The sequence below is a fragment of the Gammaproteobacteria bacterium genome (assembly GCA_028819075.1).
In the GTDB taxonomy this organism is placed as follows: domain Bacteria; phylum Gemmatimonadota; class Gemmatimonadetes; order Longimicrobiales; family Gaopeijiaceae; genus BD2-11.
Genome location: JAPPMM010000021.1, coordinates 1 through 22,030 on the forward strand (window position 1 = coordinate 1; position 22,030 = coordinate 22,030).

The following is a 22,030-nucleotide window of genomic DNA, read 5'->3' on the forward strand; positions in this document are numbered from 1 at the left end:
GCTCGGCTCGGCTCGGCTCGGCTCGGCTCGGCTCGGCTCGGCTCGGCTCGGCGAAATGTCGGTCATCATAATGCACTGTCAACCCCTGTGGATCTCGACATCCCCTGCGGATCTCGACGATTGCGCGAGCAGCGCACGGACCAATCTTGCGGGAACCAAAAAGGGCGGCAACTGTCTCCCACTAAATCACGGGGTAAAGCAGCCATGGTCGCTAGAGGAGAAGAGGGCGAGCCGAAACGGAGTCCTGCTTGGGTGGCCCGGAAACGCTCGGGGACATCGCCACGCGGATGACCGGAAATGACGCGCACGAACCCGCCGAGTCTCCGGCGCGGGCTCGACTTCGCCTTCCTCGGCGACGCCCCTTGGGCCAAGCTCCGCACCGGGGAGGGCGAGGAGACCATCGACCGTCAGGACAGTCGACGTGAACCAGGTGAGGCTCGGTTTCGACCGGTCGCTGCCCTCCCGGCTCGGCGGCTTGGAAGTGACGCCGTCCGGCACCGTGCACGCGCCGCGACTGTGGCACGGGCCAGACCGGCGATGGCATCGAGGTTGCCGGAGGACTCTGGCTGTGGATTTCCACGGTGGCTACAGGTCCGCCGCCGCGACACCAAGCCTCGGCCTGAAGGTCGGCATCCGGGGGGATCCAAGGCGGGAGGAATCACCGTTGCCAAGCCGCAAACGTTAGACGTTGCGTGTTTCGTTTCCGGATCCGCCTACCGTTTGGGTATGGGGGCCATGCCCAGCACCGTGCCTACCGGTTCGACTGGGGTTTCCGGCTGCGGCGGTGACACTCCCTCCTCTCCTTGGCCGATCCACCCGCCGAGACGCCCGCGCACCGGGCCTACAAGCCCTACTACGCCAATATGCTCTCGGCCCAGAAGGCCCTGCCGAACGCGGGAAGCCCGGCCAGGATCGCCCGGGCGATCCACCGCACGGCCACGACTCCGAAGGGTAGGCCGCACATCGTGTCCGGGCTGGATGCGAAGCTGCTGCTGCTCGTCAAGCGGCTTCTGCCGCAGCGAGCCTTTCAGCGACTCCAGACCCGCGCGGTCCTTGCGCCCGCCTCGAAGGCGCAGACCGCGTTCATGCGGCTGACCTTCGGCAGGAACCAGCCACCGCTCCGCATGGACCTGCCCGACGACTTGCCTTGACGCCGCGGAGCACCCCCCATGGAGACATTTGCCTCGGTCGTGCTTGGTGAAGCCTCGGGATGTCAGAGGGCGATTGGGTTGGAGTTGCATGCGAGAGACCCCGTAGTATCGGCGGATCCGCAAGCATTCCGGCTTTCCCCTCGCGGCATGTCGTCGCCACACGCTTGAAAGGCCCCGGCACGACCGAACTCGGGAAGGCGACAAGACGCGCGGGAGTCCCGCCCATTCCGATCCGCCTTTTCCGCTCCCGCGCCACTGTCCAGCAAAGTCCAATCAACGACAGGAAACGCAGATCGTGCAGCCCTGTAATCAGTTAGCCGATTTCCTGCCGGGATTCAGGCCCTTACCATTCCGCCGACGCGCCAAGACCGACTAGGTGGACGCCCGGATGCTGGCCACCATGGCAACGGCAATCGAAGACCTGCCGCGCGACCTAGGCGCGGTCGGAGGGGCAGCGCGACCTTGCCGAGCTCCAGTAGATCCGCGACGCGCTGGTCAAGGATCGGACCGCGACCACTTGGCGAGCTGATCGTACGCGATTCAGGATGGCTGACGGGAAGACCCCTCTACGGGGACATCTCGCCGAGCCGTGTTTTGGTTCCGTCTGCCGTTCCGCTGACTTCACGAAGAGCGTCTGCCATAATGCCACACGCCGAGCCGATCACTCCGATTCCCGCGAACATCGCGGCGGTGGCTAGAATCCTACCGCCAGCCGTCACCGGATAGACATCCCCATACCCTACCGTAGTGAGGGTAATGACCGCCCACCACAAACCATCAAGTACTGAACCGAAGACCGCCGGCTGCGCGTCGTGCTCCAAGTGGAACATTCCGAAGCCTGCGGTGACGATCATCACTCCTGTCCCAGTCAATAGCACACCTGCCTCGTCCTTTGCGGCTGCCATAGCTCTTCCGACCTTGGCGACAGCGCTGCTTCGTCCAGCGAGTCTGGTCGTTGAGCGGAAGAGACGGAAAAGGCGAAACGCTCGAAGTGCCTTTAGGTCGAATCCCGTGAACAGCCACAACGGCATGATGGCGAGCGTGTCCATCATCCCCATGAAACTGAACACATACTTCCGCCAATCACTCGCTCGGCGGATCCGCAGGCACCACTCGATCGCGAAGAGCAGCCAAGTGCCCACACCGGTCCAGTAGAACACCTTCGCGAGTACCGGCGAGCGCAGGGACGGTCTCAGCCCCTTGAAGCAGGATGTCCGCACCGATGATGGCGAGCACGGTGCGCTCGGTTCGGTCAGAGAATGGAGGGGGTTGTCTCATAGCAGCAAGTCTCTTGGGGTTGGATTGGCGAAAGAGCAAAGGACCATCATTGCCTCAAGCTCAGAGTAGCGACGCCGAGCGTGTAGGGTTCAGTCCGCGCCGCCGGGAACCTGTAGAAGGGAACCTTCCCGAACCAGGGAACCGTCCTCCACAAGTCCGTCCAGAACTGCTCGGAACCGTTCCACGATCTTCCGGCCCGCGTGCTTGAAGCCGAATAGGCGAGTCGCTTCCCGCACTGCGTCGCGGGGCTCGATGCCGTAGCTTGCCCTCACGACGTAAATCAGGGCTGTGGCGATCTCCTCGAATGGGATCCGCGATGGATTGCGAAGTGACCGGGGCAAAGTGTCGTTCCGCTCACGAACCTCCTCAACGGTTTCCTGTTCTGGCCGCCACAGGAAGCCGTGGGCGTCGATTCTGCACAGACCTCGTCGGACTGCCTCTTGCGCCCCCAACGTCATCTGCTTTCGGATCCGGGAGCCGGAGCGGCCGACGCCCGCCGCCGTACGGATCCGCTGCGTGACCTCGTCGAGGTGGACCGGGCTCTCGACCTCGACGACGCGGCTGATCCACTTGGCCAACTGGCCGGGCGGCGTTTCGTGCAGGGGCGCCCAGAGCCCGCCGATACGGAGGTCGGCGACCTTGTAAGGACGAGTAGGCGCGGCAGGTTCCACCTCGGGTTCCGGCTCCCGCTTCAGGGGCTGCACGGGTCTCCCGGACGGCTCGGGCTCGGGCGCCGGGTCGTCCGACGGCGTCAACGCCGCCACTTGGGCCATACGGATCGCCATCTCGGCCTTGCCGAGCTCCAGCTCGGGATTGCGGAACCAGTCCGTGCTCCAGATGCGGTGGATCTTCCAGCCCAGACCCTCGAGCACCTGCTGCCGGAGCCGGTCGCGGTCCCGGGCGGAGCGAGCGCTGTGGTAGGCGGCGCCGTCGCACTCGATGCCGAGGACATACCGTCCCGGCCGTGACGAGTCCCGCACCGCCAGATCGATGAAGAACCCGGCCGATCCCACCTGGTGGTCGACATCGAAGTCCAGCGCGCGCAACCTGGCCGCGACGGCTTCCTCGAACGGGGAGTCGGCCTCGCGCCCCGTAACACGGGGGATGTCGATGTTCCCCGTCTCGGCGTACTCCAGGAAGGTCTTGAGCGCGTCGACTCCCCGAGCCTTGGACCGCCGCAGGTCCAGATCCCCGCCAACGAAGTTGCAGTACACCACGCAGCGCCGGCGCGCCCGCGTGATCAACACGTTCAGGCGCCGCTCGCCACCCTCGCGGTTCAGCGGCCCGAAGTTCATCGGCAGATAGGAGCCGTCGATCTTGCCGTAGCCGATGCTGATCAGGATCACGTCGCGCTCGTCGCCCTGAACGTTTTCCAGGTTCTTGACGAAGAAGGGCTCCTCGGGGTGCCCCGCGAAGAACTCTTCGCACGAGGGATCGCGGCGGCGCAGGATGTCGACCTCGTCCTCGATGCGCCGCGCCTGCACGTTGCTGAACGCTGCCACGCCGAGGGTCAGCCCGGGTGTCGCGCGAGCGTGCTCCATTACGGCTTTCGCAACCGTCTTCGCCTCGGCGGTATTGATCCCGCGGCGCTGGTAGTGGGCCTCGGGGTCGTGGCGGAAGACAAGGCCGGTGTCCAGCTTGCCCGCGTCGGGGCTTGGGAAGACCATCAGGCGGTTGTCGTAGAACTCGTGGTTCGACACGGTGATCAGCGACTCGTGGCGGCTGCGGTAGTGCCACTTGAGCATCCGCTCCGGCGCCCCCTGCGCGCAGAACATGCCCAGAATGCTCTCCAGATCGGCGGTCTGGCTTGCGTCGTCCTCGCCGTCATCGGCCATGCGGTCGAAGAAGCTCGTCGGCGGGAGCTGCTTGCTGTCGCCCACGACCACCGCCTGCCTGCCCCGAATGATCGCCCCCAACGCCTCGACCGGACGCACCTGGCTCGCCTCGTCGAACACGACCAGGTCGAAGACGACCGACCCCGGCGGGATGTACTTGGCGATCGACAGCGGGCTCATCATGAATACCGGCTTGATGCTCTGGATCGCGCGCCCCGCGTCCGTCATCAGCCGCCGGACCGGCAGGTGACGACGCTTCTTCTGAAACTCCCGCCTGAGCACGCCAAGCTGGCCGCCTCCGTGCTGGCGTGGAAGCTGCTTCCAATGCCGCTCGGCGATCAGCGCCCGGTTGTGATGAAACTGCGCCATGTCCAGCTCACGGAACCGCTCCACGACGCCCGCGTGCGTGGCGCCGTCGAACTCGGCGAGCGTGGGGCGTTCCCGAAAGGCCAGGTCCAGCCACGCGGCGTAGCATGCGTGGTCGAAGAGGGGCGTCAGCTGCCGGCGAGCGTCCTCCCGCGACGCCGCGGCCTCCGCCACCTCCGCAATCCCCGCGTCGACGGCCTTCCGTTCGAGCTGGTTGAAGCGCACAACCTGGTGAGCCGAAGCGATCTCGTCGTGGGCGTCCCGCAGCCAGGTGTCCAAGTTGCCGTAGGTGCGCTCCTCCAGTGACTCGCCGGGCTCGACCCGATCGGCCCGCAGCTCCATGGCGGCGGTGAGCGCACCCAGCGCGTCGCGGACCGCTTCCATCCCGCGCTCGCAGGCGTCGGCGGCGGATTCCAGGTCGGAGCGCCGGGGCGGGTCGTCGAGCAGCGCGTGGATGTCCAGATCGATCAGCCCACGGGATTTGTCCCGGTGAAGGCGCAGGAGCCACTCCACGGCGTCGGCAAAGCTCCGGTGCGCGTCCACGCGGTCGCCCAGCGCGAGCTTGGGGAAAAGCCGCGCCACGAGGTCGTTCGATTCGGCGATCGCGCGGCGCAGCCGGCCGGCTTCCAGGATCGCGTCGACGAGTTGGATCTGTTTGGGGACAGTGTCGGGCGCCTCGCCGCGGCAGAGCCCCCGCACCTGACGGCTCGCATCACGGAACGGGCGCGAGAGGAAGCGCCACCACTTGTCGCCGTAACCACGCAACGCCTGGCGCGCGTCCAGCACGTCGTGGTCCCACGCCTCGGGCATGAGGACACGGTCGTGGCGCGCGCGGATCTCGGCGTAGCGGCGGGCGGGCCTCGCGACCTCCGCGATGCGCTCGGCGTCGGCCGCCCAACCGGGATGGCGGTGATCCGCCCCCAGCAGTGCCGGAGCTTCCGCCACCCTTCGCGCGGTGCGGGTCGCCCGTTCGAGATCGTCGCGCTTCAAACCCCCAAACACCGCGTTGCGGCGAAGCACGGTGCCGAGCGCGTCGGACTCGCGGTTGAGAAGCCGGACGGCGGCGGACGCATCGGCGAGGAGTTCGCGGACCCGGTGCGCGTCGGTGGGCACGAAGTGGAGACGGCCGCACGGCCACCACAGATGCCAGCGCGGGATGCCGATCGCCGTGACCAGCTCCTGCATTTCGCGGACCAGGGCGCGGCGGCGGGCGAAGTCCTCGGCGTTCCACGACACCGAGCCGCGGATCGCGAGCCCCCTGCCCTCGACCTCCAGCCCGTCGGCGTCGAGCGCGGCGAGGCGGCCCACCAGCTCGTGCGGGGTCAGGTCGCTCTGCGCGACCGGAGTGTTGACCGCGTGGGAGTAGTCGTTCAGGCGTTTGCGGTCCGCTTCGAGGAGCACGCGGTCCTCGGTGCCGTCGGGGGTCGTCGGGCGGCCCAGCGCCAGGGTCCGGCTCAGCTCGTCGAGGGCGGCGCGCTTGTTGGTCTTGTGGCTGTGCAGTTCGAGGCATGCGTCGCCCAGGTGGACGGTGTCGAGGCGGCGTTTCACGACCTCGAGCGCGGCCATCTTCTCCGCGACGAAGAGCACGGTCCTGCCGCGGGCGAGCGCCTCGCCGATCAGGTTGGTGATCGTCTGGGACTTGCCCGTGCCCGGCGGTCCCTGAATCACCAGGTTGCGCCCGTTCATGGTGTCGAGCACCGCGAGGGTCTGCGAGCTGTCGGCGTCGACCACCGGGTGCAGGCCGGCCTCGCCGAGGTCGCCGTTGGCGTGCCCTTCCTCGCTGAATTCCGAGGGCTCGTCCGCGAAGCCGCCGCTGCCGAAGAGCTGCTGCACGAGCGGATGGTCGGCCGGGCGGTTCTCTTCGGGCCAGCTCGCCGGGTCGAGGTTCTTGTAGATGAGCAGCTTGCTGAACGAGAAGAAGTTCAGGTGGATCTCGTTGCGCTCGACGGACCAGCGCGGCTGCCGGGCCACCGCCCGCTCGACCCGGGCCAGGTAGTCGTCAACGTCGAGGTCGTCCTCCGACGGCATCTCGGGGAGGCGCACGTTGAAGTCCTGTTTCAGCTTCGCCTCGAGCGACAGGTTCGGCTCGATGTCGTCCTTCGTCCACGAGAGCTTGAAGTTCTCGCGCACGCCGGACCGGGTGAGCTTGACCGGGATCAGGACCAGCGGCGCGCGGCGCTCGACGTCGCTGCTGTCGGACTCGTACCACCGGAGCATCCCGAGCGCGAGGTAGAGGATGTTGACCCCCTGCTCCTCGATCGACAGGCGCGCCTGCCGGAAGGTCTCGCGGAGCCGCAGGTTGAGGCGCGCAAGGGTGAGCGCGGTCTGGAGCTTGTTGTCGGTGTGGCGCGCGGCGGTGCCGTTGGGGTCGGTCGCGGGCTCGGCCAGGAGGGCGAGGAGTTCGGCGGGGACATCGGCCGGGGCGTCGTCGGGGGCCTCCGGCGCCGCCTGCTCTTCGGGCGCGGCGAGGAAGTACATGATCCGTTCGCCGTCGACGAGCATGCGGAAGATCTCGCGGGATAGCTCGTCGACGACCTCGAGGCCGCGGCGCTTCGAGGGACGGAAGTTGAGGAGAGGGTTGCGGAGGGAGAGGTCGAGGAGACTGTCGCGGCGGGACCTTTCGACTTCGAGGGCGGTGGGGATGGCTCTGGGCGACATGGGCGTTGGCGTTCGTCAGCTTCAGAAAGAGTGCTACATCCGGTCCAGGATCGGGCGGGATTCAGACTGGGTGCCCCGGTTCCTCTACCTCGGTCGTGACTATTTGGCAATAGAGAGCGGAGGCGGACGGCGGTCAAGATCGGAACCGCATGGATTTGCGTCGCTCGTCGGTTCACTTCACCGTGGTGATCGCTGCCTGATAGCCGCTGGAATCACGATGAACAACGCGAAATCGTTCATCTCAGCGGAGTCCAGCGAAAGTGAGCATCACGCCTTCGGAAGTGGTCGGGCTGGGCATGCCTGCGGAGCGGGCAGGTGGCTTGATTGCTTTGCGATCAAGCGAGAGGAAGGAGAGCCGACAATCCCTGCTCGGCGAGGCTGGTGAGATAGGCCGCGACGGTCACGGGAGATCGGCCGGAGATGGTCCACCTTCTCGGATGCGGCCCAAACTCAGGAAACGTCTTCTGTGCGCTTTCGCAAACACGGCACGCAGGCGGGTGCCGACTCTCCTCGACGGCATTGAGGATTGCATCGGGATAGCGTGAACGAAGCTCTGTGGAGCGCTGCGAGTCAGGTCCAGTACACTTTCGGGATGTAGCATTTCCTCTATATCCTTCCGAATTCTAAAGGGGATTGTAACCTTGGGTTGACAGCCCCTTTGCCTACTCGCCCTCATCCTTCGGGGTAGCGGGGGGTCGGCCTGGCCGGTAGCGGTGCAGGGCGCGGGCCACGTCTTGCGGCGGGGCGGCCTGCCTTTCGGCTGCGGCTTGGAACGCTTGCTCATTGGGCTACCCCTCGCGCAGGGTCATTGTGTAGTGGATGGTACCCGTGTCACCACAGCGCAGGAACGCAATCCACTCGTCTGGATCTGGAAAGTCGCCGTCGCTGATTGGCCCCGCAAGCTCGCAGCGGTAGCTGGGCATCTCGAACCTGATAACACGCCCGTCCGGTGAGTACCGAGGCACGCCGACGCCCTCCCCTGCGGTCATGTAGAAGCACGGATCATCGGTTGCCAGCCAGGGTATATCGCACGGCTCTGTGTCGGTTTCCCATATGGTGAGCGTGGCGGCCACGTTGAGCACGTTATCGACCAGCGCATTGCGCTCGTAGCGCACCACCACTTTGGTGGTGTCCGTACTGGCCGCGTCTGCCGTAGCTAGCCCTTCCGGCACGGCGATGCCGGTCCAGACTTCGGTGACGGGTGCTTCTGGCTGCATCAGGTCACATCCAGCCAGCAACGCAACGGCGGCAAGGGGGGCAAGGCACTTCATGGGGGGCCTCCTGCTGCTTCAGGTAACCGGCCCCGGCACCGGACGTGGTGCCGGGCCTTGGTCACTCACCAGCGGAAAACCGTCCCAAGTCCCCGCCTATTCGCCTAGGCGCCGGGAGCTACCCGCCCGCTCGTTTCGCGGCTGTTGTATTCAGCGGAAAGCCCGACATGGGGATTCCGCTGGTGAAAGTGACCGCCGACACGGTAGTGGAGGGTTCATGGAACCGCAAGGAGCGGTCGGATGCCCGAACTACTGACCGTAGAGCGCGAGTATCTCAAGAGCAACCATGAGGTGCTTCGTCGGGAGTACCTTGGGAAGTACCTGCTCATCAAAGGGGCCGAAGTCCATGGGGGCTACGATACATAGGGCGAAGCGATTGCCGAGGGCAGGAAGCAATTTCCGAACGCCCGCGCCTTTCTCGTCCGCCACGTAGACCACCCAGACGATCCGGTTTTTCACGTCCCGGTTTTGACTGCTGGCGTGCCGATCTTTGTCACTTCAGTCACCAACTCCGCCTCTCGATAGGCCCCAAGGGACCCTGCGTTCGGGTACTCGTGGAGGGGGTGGAGGGGCAGGCGTTAATCGACACGGGGGCCACCATGACATCCGTGGACGTTGGTTTCGCCACACGAGTCAAGCTACCAGTGGTGAATATAGGTACGATGGGCTCCACCACGGAATTAAGATTGGTTCCCGAGTGGGGGAAAATCATTACGGCGCCGAGGGCCTTTGGTGCCCTTGGGTTGGGGCAGCTAGGCCTTACCGCGTTGATCGGACGCGACATTCTCCGGCACTGTGAACTCTTCTATGATGGCCCCAACGGTGTCTGCACCCTGTCGCACATCGAATAGCGTCTAGCTGGCCACCGCCGACCGTCCGTTGTCGGCCACCAGATCCCGGTACATGAGCCGCTTGCCGACCATCCGGGCCACGATGTGCTCCATCTGCCGGATCGTGTCCATCCGTCCCCACAATGAAGGAAATTGTCAGTCCCACACCGCGGTGCCGTCCTCCCATTGTGCCCGCCCACCAATCTAAACACTTGACCGACGGCCTGCCGAGCGTCCATCCGTCCCCGGCAATGGGTCGTGGGCGATGCCAACGGCAACCCGGTCGAGGATGACGGCCTCCTCCTTCAGTTCCCGGGGCGGTAGGTCACCGAGAGCTTGAGGCGCCTGCCCTTGGGGCTGTGGGTGAAGGCGTCGTAGGACTGTTCCCAGTTGACCAGTGGCGGATCGGCGTCGAGAAGGTTGATCACCGACAGCGCGACATCGGTCGTGCTCGACGTGCGCCGCAGCAGACTGAGGTCCCAGCCCACGAACCGGTCGATGTGCTCGAAATCGGTGTCGGGGAACACTTCGTTCGTGTACCCGGAGACGGTGTTGAGGTAGTTGACCACGCTGTAGTCGCCCCAATGGTATCCCGCCGAGAAGCGGAGCTTCCACTGCGGCAGCGGGGGAGCGATGGGATTGCCCCAGTTGAGTTGGCCCGCCGCGTCCTGCGCGGCAAAAACCTCGGCCCCGTTGAGTTCGAGCGCCTTGACGAAGAACTCCCGTGTGTAGGTGCCGTCGGCCCCCAGCGAGAGGATGCCCCCGCCGACGGACAGGCGCGTGCTCGCGTGCAGGTCGATTCCCGACATCCGGATGCCCGGCCAGTTCACGTTCGTCACCCTGATCCGTTCCACGGCCGACACGTGGCAGGTTCCCGTCCCCGGCCCGTCGGGGCAGGTCACGAACTCCTGCACGGCGGCCCGCGAGGCCCCGCCCGCCGCGTACAGCCGGGTCACGCCCCCGAAGGGCACCTGGTCGATCACGTCGCGGAAGTCGTAGCTCCAGTAGTCGGCCGTGGCGCGAAACCGTGGAAGCTGCAAGGTCAGCCCCACGTTGTAGGTCAACGCGCGCTCGGGCACGAGCCGGCTGTTGCCGAACGCGTCCACCGCCTTGTAGATGCCCGCCTCGGATACGTATTCGAGCCCGGTGCTGCGGTCTTCGTTCAGGTCGTCCACGGAGGGCGTGCGGAAGGTCGTCTGGAGCGAGGCGCGCAGCGCCAGCGGGTCGGCCAACGCCACGCGGACGGCCAGCTTGGGATCGAAGCTGCTCACCGACCCGTGGAACTCGTAGTTGGCGGCGGCCTGGCCCTCCACCCTGTCGCCGAGTGTGAAGCGGCTCTCCGCGAAGAACCGGTTCACCATCTGGGCGTCCTGGTACTCGTAGTGCCCGGTGGTGAAGGTGAACGCCCCGGCCTTCTCGAGGCAGCTGCGGTCTCCCGGCACGGGGCACGGGTTGATCGACAGGTCGCCCGGCTGGTTGGGGGTCGCGGAAACGCCGAACCTGCGGAACTGATACCCGACGGCGTAGTCGAGCCCCTCCGTGACGGCCCCCTTGAGCATCGCGTCGGCGACGAACAGGTCCGCCGAACTGTCCAGATTCACCTCCTCGTTGATCCAGTCGATCAGTTCCGCGCTGTTCTCCAGTCCGGGCATGTAGTCCGGGTTCGGCTGGTCCCGGTATAGCGCGCCCGGCTGCGCCGATAGCCGGTGCGCGTTGCTGAACGGGTTGTAGTACCGGCAGTTGCCCTGGCCCGCCACAGCACCGTTGAGGGGGCCGAGCGCCATCCCGGACGGACTCGACGGGTCGACCACGACCGTCACTCCGCAATCCGGGCCTCCGAAGCCGCGGAACGCCAGAAACTTCCGGTAGGCGTACTCGGCCGGAAGGTTCGCGTTGCCGGAAGCCCGCGAATAGCTCGCGGACAACTCGATGGCCGCCCCGCCCAGCGACTCGATGCCGCGCTCCAGCGAGGCAGCGATCCGCTGAGTGCGGGACGCGCGCTCCAGCGTCCTCCCGGGTCCCGAGTTGCCGACGAGCCGCCCGTAGAAGTACCAGTCGTCCTCCAGACAGGCCTGTTGGCTCGCGAAACCGGCGCTCTGTCCATGGGCCCCGCAGAACGCCTGCCTGCCCGGATTCCCGGGTTCGATCACCTGGGCTCCGTTGTACGGAGAGATCGGCGGATAGGACGGGGTCGTGAACCACTCGGGAGTCGTGGCCTCGGCCCAGAGCGCCTCGACGTGGTAGCTCGAACGGTCCCCCATCTCTCCGTTGACCTCGGCGAAGCCTCGGAATTGGCGGGACGCCTGGAGCAGATTGTCCCACTGCTGGTAGCGGAAGCGGCAGGTCTCGCCCTCGCGGTGCCCCCCGAAGTCCGTGCAGCGGGGATCCACGAAGACGCCGCCCCAGCCTCCGAACTGGGCGTCCGAAAGGGCCGCGGTGAACTCTTCGATCGTCTCGTCGCCCGTCAACCTCGGGAAGAGGAACGCGCCGGGGTTGCCCGTATAGGACCAAGCCCCGCCGCCGGACGTGAAGGGACGCAGCGCCCAATCGCGATCCTCGGGGTGCAACTCCTGGCCGACCAGTGCCTCGGCGGAAACGACGGCGTGCGCGCCGTCTCCGAGCCGCTTGCCCCAAATCGCTCCCGCGTGCGTCTCCCCGGACCCGGCGAAGTACTCGTGCGAGCCCGACACCTCCAGCCCTTCAAAATCGCTGCGGGTCAGAAAGTTGGCCACGCCCGCCACGGCGTCCGAGCCGTAGACCGCCGACGCGCCCTCCTTCACCACCTCGATCCGGTCCAACGCGATCGACGGAAAGGCGTTCACGTCCACGAACCTCCCACCGGACAGCCGCGCCGGCAGGTACACTTGACGCCGCCCGTTGAGCAGCACGAGGGTGCGGGACGGCCCGATCCCCCTGAGGTTGACGCTGGCGACCGTCTCCGACACCGCTGCGGGGGGCCGGGTGTTGTACCAACCCTGGCGGTCTCCGAGGACCCCGGCGCTCGATCCGAGGTTGCGGAAGAAGTCCACGGCCTGTGGAGACCCCTGCTCCGCCAGCGTCCTCCGGCTCGAAACGGCCACCGCGTAGGGCAGTTGCACGAGCGACTCCGAGAACGCGGTGCCCGTCACCACCAGTTCCGCGAGACCCAGGACGGTTGTTGTCAGTCTGAGTTCGACGGTCGCAGCCGCATCCGCGTTCACGGTGACGCTCAGCGACAGGACCGCATAGCCCAGCCTCTCGGCACGGAGTTCGTGCGTGCCGACGGGAACGCCCGGCAGGGCGAACCGCCCGTTTCCGCTGGAGAGCACTCCGATCCCGAGCGCGGGCACGCTGATCTGCGCACTCGCCAGCGGCTCGCCGGTATCCGCGTCTGCCACGGTGCCCGTAATGGTGCCCGTCTGCTGAGCGGACACCGGGGCCACCCAGGTGAGTCCCGCGGCCACAATGGCCGACGCGAACGTCACCACCTTGAAGGCCCGGCGTGAACGGCCGGCCTCACGAGCGGCGTGGATCGCGGGATCCACGTTCAGCGCAGCTTCTACGGTTTCCATGTTCCATCTCCTTGGCCCAGGGTCGTGCGAGGTCCTCATCTCCAATCTAATGACGGGGCTTCCGAGGCCGGAAGGTGTTCATCCGCCAATGCTTCGGCGACGGACTGGCGCATTCTCTTTGCGCCACACCTCCGGTTTGCGGGACCGGACTCGGCCTGCTTGCGCGGAAACCGATCCACGCCTTGCCGACCGCGAGTGACTGTGGTCTCATCCATGGGTCGGTGAATCGGTGTCTCTTGGCGTCGACGGGAGGCGGTTGAGCGTACTTGCGCTTCCCGCTAAAACGGGCGAGAGAGGGGAGGGCGACACGACGCCAAGACCTTGGAGGTTGTCGTCAATCCCGGCGTGCCCATCCCAGCAGCCGCGACCAGAACTCATGGAATACGCGACACGGACGTTAGTGACTTGGGGAACTTCGGCGAGGTTTGCGGAGCGGCTCACGGACTTCATCGCAGATCGACCTCTGGTCGGCTTCAAGGTGAGTTTTGAAAAGCGGATCCTGAACGCCGAACTGAAGACGCATGGCTTCAAGGGCTCCCATCGGAAGCGGAGTTACTGTGTCCAACATGCCCTCCACGAGGCATGGGGCTACCGTCCCTCCTTGCGAAACGCTCCATGGAAAGGATGTCGCTCAGGGGTCCCACTGGTTGTACAAGTACGATGGAGTGGACGCCCCCTCCCGACGGCATCGCGATGTGCCAAGATGGTGCTGAAGCGATTCAGTCGACCATCTGAGGGAGGAGGCATCCACATGGAAGAGGTTACGATCATCGGGATCGATCTGGCAAAGCGCAGCTTTCAGGTACATGGGGCGAGGGCGGACGGGTCGGTTGCGTTCCGCAGGAAGCTGAGCCGCGGGAAGCTGCTGGGCTTTCTCGGCTCACAGCCGCCGTGTACGGTGGCGATGGAGGCGTGCGCCGGCGCCCACTACTGGGGCCGTGAGATCGTGGCGCTCGGCCACGAAGTGAGACTGGTTCCTCCGATCTACGTGAAGCCCTTCGTCAAGAGGAACAAGAACGACGCGGCTGACGCGGAGGCGATCACGGAGGCCGCGCAGCGTCCGACCATGCACTTCGTGGCGGTCAAGACCGAAGCGCAGCAAGCGCAGGGGATGCTCTTTCGCACGCGTGACCTGCTGGTGCGCCAGCGGACGCAGACGATCAACGCGCTGCGGGGCCACCTCGCCGAGTACGGCGTTGTCGCTCCCCAGGGCAGGGCCCGGATCAGGCAGTTGGCCGCGGTGCTCGAAGACGGGGACTGTGGTCTGCCGGAGGCCGTCGCCGAACTGGGCTGGCTGCTGCTCGGGCGGATCGATGAACTCGATGAGGAGATCGGTGGGCTCGACCGCGAACTCCAGACGAGCGCGCGGCAGAACGAAGAGACAGCGCGGCTGATGACGATCCCCGGAGTGGGACCGGTCACCGCGATGGCGTTGCAGGCCTTCGCACCGCCGATGGAGAGCTTCCGGAGCGGCCGCGACTTCTCGGCTTGGCTCGGTCTCGTGCCGCGGCAGCACACCACCGGCGGCAAGCCGAGGCTGGGCAGGATATCGAAGATGGGCCAGAGAGACCTGAGACGGCTCCTGGTCACGGGAGCCATGGCGGTCGTTCAGCATGCGAGCCGACGCGGCGACCATTTTTCCCGTCTCGCTGACTGTTTGCCCTGATATGGATTGACCTGTCAACTCGTGAGCATACGGGTTTCTTCATGTCGGCATGCGGTATTCCTCTCGGCCATAACAGTCCCGGGGCGTGAGCGGCTTGTAGCGACGGTGGATCACTCTGATATCCGTGGGTTGGCTACCACCTGACTTCACTTCGTCGCGGAGCTGCCTCTCTCTTACTTCGTGGGTTGGTCTGCCCACGTGGACAGACCTCACAGGGGCAAATCGAGGATTCTCCTCACCGGCCGCCCACACCCCGATGTCTTACAACCTCCTGAATGGCGACAGTGTTGGTGTCTCCGGTGTCATGTATCGTTCAGGCGGTCGACCGAGTGCCGTGAGGCTTGCCCTGCACCTCGCAGGCAACGGCCCAGATGAAGCCCACGAGCTCACGCGCGATCGCCGTGACCACCTTGTTCTTCGCCTTCCCGCGTTGATGGAGCCTCACATATCGGCCGCACAGCCGTCTTTGTGCCGCCCAAGCGATCGCTTGCACCCGGTCCGGGACGTTGGCTGCCTTGCGGCGCAGGTGCGCTGTCTTTCTGGCCGGGAAGCGATAGGCCCACGCCGCCCTCGGTCAGCACCCGGCGAACATGCCCGTTGCCGGTCTTGGTGATCGCTCCCTGGCGCCTTCGAAGACCCGGGGAGTATTCACTGGGGGCCAAGCCGAGGAAGCCCACAAGCTGGCGCGGTGAGTCGAAGCGTGTCAGATCGCCCAGCTCAGCCAGGATGGTCATCGCCGTGATCGTCGAGATGCCCCGGAGACTCATCAGAGCCTCGGCCGTGGGGCGTTGTGACCAGGCATCGAGAGCCTCATGCATCTGGGCCTTGAGGCCGGCGGTCCGCTTCACGGCCGCGACCACGGCGTCGACGTATTCCTGGAAGACGATCTGCTGGAGCGCCAGATCGAAGCTCTGCTCCTCCAGCCAGCGAAAATGCGGGCTTGCGCGGGATCAGCCCCGGCGCTACGACTTGGCAGTCGTGGCCGGTCCTGGTGATCTCGCGGTACACGCCGTAGCCGCAGGGACCCGCCTCATAGGCGACGCTCAGTGCCTCGCCGTGCGGGCCCTGCAGTCCATGGATAGGTTTCTGTAGCGAACGGCTGCGATTCGGGACGATACCCCGGTATTCCGGCTCCTCCCGGCCCGGCCATGCGACCGCGGCTGCGATCGTGTCCTTGTGAACATCCAGCCCTACTGTATGCCCTGTACTCGGCCATTGACCTGCCCTCCTCGATGTGGCTCTGCGTCTGGTGAGGTTTGCCCGCCTCGAGCGTAACCCACGATGCCCGAGGCAGGGCAGGTCAATCCATGATGTCTTACCCCGTTCGTGCGTCCTGCCGCCCACTTCTCCCGGCAGCTTCTCTCTCTGTTGATTCCCTCCTTTTGGCGCCCCGTTCAGGCCGCAGCGCGAATCCGGCGGGCTTCCCTCCGCGTGGCCAATGCCCAGACCCTCCGCGCCGTCCGGTTGGCGAGCGCCACCGCGACCACCTTCTTCGGCTTGCGGGCCAGCATCCCGGCCAGCCCGTGCAGTACGGGAGCTGTCCGGTTGCCCGTTCCGCCGTTGTGTTATCGGACTTCAGACGCGACCGTTGCGACGCTCAACCCCAGTCCGAGTCCACCGCGCGCGGCACCATAGCTGCCGTTGAGGTCCAGCCAGAGTCCGCCGGGCAAGCTGACGCCGTAGCCGGCGCGCACGTCGAGGGTCCAGCCTTCCGGGTCCGGCCCGCCGCTTCGTAGTCCTCCCCCGAGCGGCCCGTTCAGGAGCGCGCCGTTGGCGCGGGCCGGGACGCCCCATCGCGGCGAGACCGAGAACGAGAATCCTTCTTCGCTACCATGTTTCCCGAGCGCGAGCGTGACCGCCGCGCCGCTCTCGCCGTAGCCTTCCGCCGTGTGGTGGGCGAGCGCCCGGGCCTGCGCGTCGAGGCGCACGAAGCCGAGCACGGCCCGGAGCCCGCCGGCGACCTCGACGCCGTCGCCGGTCTGCCCCGCGCCGCCGTCGCGGCGCGCGTGCACGGTTGCGGACGGCGTCAGTTCCAAGCCGCCGATCTGGGCGGGCAGCGACAGGTCGAGCCCGAGCCGCACCTGGTTCACGGCGATGTCCTGCCGGTCGATGGTCTCGTCGCCGTCCCCCGTGCGGAGCCTCGCCCACGCGGCGTCGCCCAGGAGGGCGAAGTCGAGCCCGCCCGGCGCTCCGAGGCGCTGTTCGAGTTCGACGAGTCCGAGCCGGAGGTCGGTCGGGCTCGTGCCCGTCCTCCCGGCCGCGCGCACGTTGTAGGCGTTGCCCCTGCCCGCGCCCACCGAGGCCCACACCGAGGTGGAAGCGCCGTCCCACCGGAGGTACGGATGAACGGCCGTCATGAACTGCGTGAGGCGTCCGTCGGACGTGCCCGCACGCCAGTCGCCCACGCCCTTGCTTCGCGAGACCGCCAGACCGGCCAGCCAGCGCGCGCCCATTCTCGTGTCGAGGCCCACGTACGCGGTCGACAACTCGCCGCCGTAGCCGGAATCCGTGGACGGCGTCCCTTCGAACCTCTGGATGTCCCCCTGGCCCCAGAGCGACCAGCGTCCGCGCGCAGGGCACCGCCCGCCTTCCTGCTCCGAGCCGCCCCAGCCGAACAGGAAGTCCGCCGCGCCCGCGCCGGACCCTCCGCTACCGCCGCCGAGCGCCCGGCCGGGCACCGCCCGGAGCGCGGCCTCGATACGCTCCGCCGTCTCATGGGCCGTGAGCGTCGCCGTCGCGCCCCGTCCCGCCTGCAAGCGCATGGCGCCGAACGGATCGAGGGCTTCCTCGCCCATGCGCAGCGCGACCGCCGCCGCCGAGCGGGCGCCGGTCCCGATCCCCCTCAGCATGTCCGCCGCCTCGGTTCGCCCGAGCGGCACGGACCGGCCCATCACCGCGAGCCGGGACGCCTCGCACGGACTGGCCGCCATCCGGCGGCCAAGCGCCGCTCTCAGGCTCGCCAGATGGCCCCGCGCGGTTGCCGCGAGCATGTTCCCGAGGACCGCTCGCTGCGGGCGGTCACTCACGCCGACCCGCACGCTCTGCGTCGCGGTCAGGCCAGCCGGATCCCACGCCGTGACCGTGACCGTCGCCGAGCCGTACAAGACCGGGGTCAGCGTTAGCACCGTCCCCGCCACCGCGGCCTCGACCACGCCGCTGTCGTTCGACCTTGCGCCGTAGGTCAGCGCGTCCCCGTCCACGTCGCCGAAGTACGGCGACAGGTCCACTTGGACCGGGGCTCCGCCCTCGTCGAGCGTCTGGTCCGGGACCCGGCCGATGGCCGTCGGCGCGTCGTTGACCGGCAGCACCGTCACCGCGACCGTCGCCGTGTCCCTGAGGCCCCGCCCGTCCGAGGCGACGTAGGTGAACGAGTCGGCCCCGTGGAAGTCGCGCTCCGGCGTGTAGATCACGACCCCGCCCGAGACGAGGCGCACGGCCCCGTGCGCCGCCGCCGTGACCGACCGGACGTGCAGGCGGTCCCCCTCCGGATCCGTGTCGTTGGCGAGCACGTCCACCGTCACGGCCCGGTCCTCGGGCGTCACCACCTCGTCGTCCGCCGCCTCGGGCGCCTCGTTCACGTCGGTCACCTCGACGGCGACCTCCGTCCGCGCCTCGCCCCCGAACCCGTCGAGCGCGCGCACCACGAGCTCGAACCGGTTCGGCGGCGTCTCGAAGTCCTCGCCCGGACCGATATACCTCACCGTCCCATCCAGCGCCCCAACCGCGAAACGCTGCCGGTCGCCGGACACGATCTCGTAGCTCAGCGCGTCGCCGTCGGGGTCCAGGGCCGCCACCCGGTCGAGATCGGCCGGGCGCTCCCGGCCGTCCACGTTCTCGGGCACCAGGAAGAAGTAGGACGGCGACTCGAACGCGGGCGCGCGGTTCACGACCTCGACCTCGACCACGGCCGACGCCGTGCCGCCCCGCCCGTCGGAGACCTCGACGCGGATCGCCATCGTCCCGAGTTCGTCCGGAGCCTTCCAGACCGCCCAGGAGGCGTTGACGGATCCGTTGAAGGTGCCCTTCGCGGCGCTCCAGCCGTAGGCGAGCGGGTCGCCGTCCGGGTCCGTCGCCCTCGCCTCCAGCCACACCTCGCCGCCGCGCGGCACGGTGCACGGATCGCACGAGGCCGTCACCTCGGGAAGTTCGTTCACGTCGGTCACCGTCACGACGACGCGGGCGCGCGCCTCCGATCCGAAGGCGTCCCGCGCGCGCACGGTCAACTCGAACAGGTTCGGCTCCGTCTCGAAGTCCTCGCCGGGGCCGACGTACGCCACCACTCCGTCCCGCGCTCCGACCGCGAAGCGGTCCCGGTCCCCGGCCGCGATCTCGTACGTCAGCGCGTCCCCGTCCGGGTCCTCGGCCGCCACCCGGTCGAGAACGACGGGGCTCTCCCTTCCGTCCTCGTTCTCCGGCAACTCGAACTCGTAGACCGGCCGCCCGAACGCGGGCGCGAGGTTGAACACCTCGACCTCGACCACGGCCGACGCCGTGCCGCCGCGCCCGTCCGACACCTCGACGCGGATCGCGGTCGTCCCGAGTTCGTCCGGGGCCGTCCAGCGCGCCACGGGCTCGTTCGCGCCCGAGAAGCTGCCCGCCGGCGCGCTCCAGGCGTAGGTCAGCGGATCGCCGTCCGGGTCCGTCGCCGCCGCTTCGAGGCGGACCACGCCGCCGCGCGGCACCGCGCACGGCTCGCAGGTGGCCGTCACCTCGGGACGCTCGTTCTCGTCGGTCACCTCGATGAACACCTTCGCCGCGTCGTCCGCGCCGAAATCGTCCCGCACGCGCACCGTGAGCTCGAAGATGTTCGGCTCCGTCTCGTAGTCCTCGCCCGGACCGGTGTACCTCACCACGCCGTCGCGCAGCCCCACCGTGAAGCGTTCCGAGTCGCCGAACACGATCCCGTACCTCAGGTCGTCGCCATCGGGGTCCTCGGCCGTCACCGTGCCGAGTTCGACCGGCCGCTGCCGGCCGTCCAGGTTCTCGGGCAACAGGAAGCGGTAGCTCCGCTGCCCGAACTCCGGCCCTTCGTTGACGGCATGGACCTCGACCGAAGCCGACGCGGTGCCCCCCCGCTCGTCGGAGACCACGACAAGGATCTCGAAGCGCCCCAGGCCGTCCGGGGCCGTCCAGGTCGCCGCCGGTTCGTCCACCGGACCGCTGAACGCGCCCCGCGCCGCGCTCCAGCCGTAGGTCAGCGGATCGCCGTCCGGGTCCGACGCCGTCGCCGTCAGGCGCGCCGTGCCGCCCGGCCCCACCACGCAAGGCGCGCACGAGGCCGTCACCGTCGGCGGACGGTTGGGCGGCGGCGTCCGGTCGCGGATCGTCACGACGACCGAAGACGGGCTGCCCGGCGTCACCCCGGACGGCAGCGCGCCCAGCGCCACCGTGAACGTCTCGTCGTCGCGGTCGGCGTCTTTGACCGTCGCGACCGTTCCCGTACCCGCCGTGCTCCCGGCAGCGATGGCGATGCCGGCCAACGCGCCGAAATCGCCCGGCTCCGCGGTGCCCGCCGCCAGCTTCAGCGGGATCGTCACGCCGTTCGGCAACGTCCCGGACAGCCGGGCCGTCACCGTAGCCGATCCCCCCTCGTCCACCGGATTGGGCGCAACCGACAGGCTCACCGTCCGGGAAGGCGCCGTGTCGTCGTCCGTCGTCGTTACGGAAAGACTCGCCGTCTCGCCCGCGTAGTCGCCGCCCGAGGCCGTGTGCAGCAGCGTCGCCGTGTCGTTCGCCGTGTCTTCGTCCTCGCCCGCCGAGACCGTCACCGTCTGGGCCGTGCTCCAGAGATCCGAACCGCTCGGATTGAACGTCAGACTCGTCTCGTCCAGCGTCAGGTCCGTCCCCGACGTGCCCGTGATCGCGACCGTCACCGCCGCCGAGGGCTGCGTCGCCAGACGTACCGTGTAGGTGTTGCTTTCGCCCTCCGCCACCGTCAGCGACGAGGAGGGCGTCAGCACGATCCCCGGCTCGTCGTCGTCGCTCACCGTCACCGTGACGCTTTCCGTTTCCGCCGAATCGTACCCACCGCCCGAGGCCGTGTGCACCAGCGTTGCCGTGTCGTTCGCCCCGTCGTCGTCCTGCGCGGCGCTCACCGTCACCGTCTGCGGCGTGCTCCAGAGATCCGACCCGCTCGGATTGAACGTCAGACTCGTCTCGTCCAGCGTCAGGTCCGTCCCCGTCGTGCCCGTGATCGCGACCGTCACCGCAGCCGAGGGCTGTGCCGCCAGCCGCACCGTGTAGCTCCGGCTTCCCCCCTCGGGCACCGTCAGAGACGTAGAATCGACCACCACCGCCGCGGTGTCGTTGTCGTTCACCGTGACGTCGTACCCCGGCAAGAATACTCTGAACGGCTTGTTGGGGGTCACCGTGACGAGTGCTTTGCCGTCCCCCACGGCGTCGTTCTCCACCGCCGTGAACGTGACGTCTTGGTATTGGCCCGAAGTCTCCTCAGTCCACGTCAGTGTCGTCGGAGAGACCGTCAACACGTCAGTGTCGCTGCTTGCCAATGTCAGCACCACCGTGCCGTCTCCCTGCCTAAGGATCAACCTGATACTCAAGGCAGTGGTGGCCCCTTCCCGCATGGTCAGCGGCTCGGGCTCATTGTCGATCGCTACGGCTAAGAACTCTTTGGTTATGCCGATGTACTCGGCGCCGGAAGCCGTCAGCGTGACCGTCGTTCGACGGTAACGAGGGTTGAAGACCGCGTCGTCGACTCCGGTTACCGTCACCGTTTGCTTGATGTTGTAGTTCGACGGCGTGAAGGTGAGGCTCACTTGGTCCACTGTGGCCACCGTCGTGTCGGCAACGGCCAGCGTGACCGTAACGTCCGCCGAAGGCTGCTTGTTCAGATGTACCGTCTGCGCGAACGTGCCCCCGGTCTCGTCGAGGCTGAATTGGCTGTCCCTCACCCGTATAAAATAGGACCTGCTGTTGTCTTCCACCTCCACGGGGACGCTCGCCGTCACCCCGTCGTAGCCGCCGCCCGACGCGGTATGGACCAGAGTCACCCTATCGTCCACCTGGTCGATGTCCCACGCGGCCGCAACCGTCACCGTCTGCCGCGAGTTCCAGCTCGTGGGCGTGAACGTAAGCTCGCCCGAGGCGGGATCCAGCGTCAGGTCCGTACCCGCATGACCCGTGATCGCCACCCTAACCGTATCCGTGGGCTGGGTCGCCAACTTGACCGTGTAGAACCCGCTGCCTCCCTCTCGCGGCGTAAGGTTGGACCCCTCGAATGTCGGCCAAAACACCAGTCCCGGTGTCTGACCGTGGACGGGAGAAGCCAGGACTCCTCCCAGCACGAGCAGCGAACAACACCGCAGAAGTCCCGTGCGACAGCCGCGGCCGCGCTTCAGCCGAACTTCCACGGGCCTTCGGGCCTTCGGGCCTTCGGGCCTTCGGGCCTTCGGGCCTTCGGGCCT

7 protein-coding genes and 3 pseudogenes are annotated in these 22,030 nt (G+C 67.4%); 2 read left to right on the top strand and 8 right to left on the bottom strand.

Annotated features, from left to right (window positions below; translation table 11 throughout):
* The first annotated feature begins 803 nt into the window (after window positions 1-803).
* Entirely contained in the window at window positions 804-1,151 is a 348-nt protein-coding gene (locus OXU32_05370) for a hypothetical protein (protein ID MDE0073398.1), read from the top strand.
* A 566-nt stretch (window positions 1,152-1,717) separates the two neighbouring features.
* Here the strand turns inward: OXU32_05370 and OXU32_05375 are convergent.
* The 5 genes from OXU32_05375 to OXU32_05395 form a co-directional block, all read right to left on the bottom strand.
* Entirely contained in the window at window positions 1,718-2,311 is a 594-nt protein-coding gene (locus OXU32_05375) for an ion transporter (GenBank protein MDE0073399.1), read from the bottom strand.
* A 207-nt stretch (window positions 2,312-2,518) separates the two neighbouring features.
* Window positions 2,519-7,288: a DUF3320 domain-containing protein gene (locus OXU32_05380; protein ID MDE0073400.1), complete on the bottom strand. Its 4,770-nt coding sequence runs from the start codon at window positions 7,286-7,288 to the stop codon at window positions 2,519-2,521.
* A gap of 788 nt (window positions 7,289-8,076) precedes the next feature.
* Complete coding sequence (locus tag OXU32_05385) at window positions 8,077-8,559, bottom strand: hypothetical protein (GenBank protein MDE0073401.1); 483 nt, start codon at window positions 8,557-8,559, stop codon at window positions 8,077-8,079.
* 249 nt (window positions 8,560-8,808) lie between these two features.
* On the bottom strand, window positions 8,809-9,018 hold the full coding sequence (locus OXU32_05390) for a hypothetical protein (GenBank protein ID MDE0073402.1): 210 nt from the start codon (window positions 9,016-9,018) through the stop codon (window positions 8,809-8,811).
* Window positions 9,019-9,694: 676 nt separating this feature from the next.
* Window positions 9,695-12,940 (bottom strand): TonB-dependent receptor, encoded by a 3,246-nt coding sequence (locus OXU32_05395; GenBank protein ID MDE0073403.1) that lies wholly within the window; start codon window positions 12,938-12,940, stop codon window positions 9,695-9,697.
* A gap of 751 nt (window positions 12,941-13,691) precedes the next feature.
* Here OXU32_05395 and OXU32_05400 point away from each other — a divergent pair.
* Window positions 13,692-14,570, top strand: a pseudogene (locus OXU32_05400) (IS110 family transposase).
* 349 nt (window positions 14,571-14,919) lie between these two features.
* Here the strand turns inward: OXU32_05400 and OXU32_05405 are convergent.
* The 3 genes and pseudogenes from OXU32_05405 to OXU32_05415 all read right to left on the bottom strand — a co-directional run bounded on the left by OXU32_05405 (window position 14,920) and on the right by OXU32_05415 (window position 21,757).
* A pseudogene (locus tag OXU32_05405) lies at window positions 14,920-15,794 on the bottom strand (transposase).
* Window positions 15,795-16,000: 206 nt separating this feature from the next.
* A pseudogene (locus tag OXU32_05410) lies at window positions 16,001-16,126 on the bottom strand (IS110 family transposase).
* 45 nt (window positions 16,127-16,171) lie between these two features.
* Complete coding sequence (locus OXU32_05415) at window positions 16,172-21,757, bottom strand: tandem-95 repeat protein (GenBank protein MDE0073404.1); 5,586 nt, start codon at window positions 21,755-21,757, stop codon at window positions 16,172-16,174.
* Between the last annotated feature and the right edge of the window lie 273 nt (window positions 21,758-22,030).